Source organism: Neisseria sp. SLRRB23 (genome assembly GCF_050896295.1).
Classification (GTDB): Bacteria; Pseudomonadota; Gammaproteobacteria; order Burkholderiales; family Neisseriaceae; genus Neisseria.
This window is the reverse complement of record NZ_JBPBFH010000149.1, coordinates 1-362: the sequence shown is the minus strand read 5'-3', so window position 1 is coordinate 362 and position 362 is coordinate 1. Positions and strand designations below refer to the sequence as shown.

Here is a 362-nt window from a genome sequence, read left to right as displayed (position 1 = left end):
GTCGAGTCTCGTGGGCTCGGAGATGTGTATAAGAGACAGGGTATGAACATTGGTCTTGTGATAAGAATAAACATTTCTTGTTTTTCTATGACTTGTGGTCTAAATATACAAGTCGAAAATCTGGGAAGAAATGCTGACCGGCATACACGGCGAATTTATCAAAGCCGTCAAAACCGGACGCGGCGGCCGCCTCAAATTCCGACAATATCCCGACGCCGCAAGGCTTTGGCGCGATGACGCGTCCCGCACAAGATGCCGTCTGAACTCACGTGTTGCCGTTCAGACGGCATTTTCATTTCCTTTTTCCGCCTGCCGCCCTTTGAAAGTCCCTTACGCGCCGCCCTGTTTGAAACAAAGCAAAC

At 49.7% G+C, this 362-nt stretch carries 1 pseudogene; it reads left to right on the top strand.

The features are described from left to right. Positions 1-109 precede the first annotated feature (109 nt). Positions 110-214: pseudogene (locus tag ACRPFF_RS11595) on the top strand (S49 family peptidase); the annotation flags it as partial. Positions 215-362 lie beyond the last annotated feature (148 nt).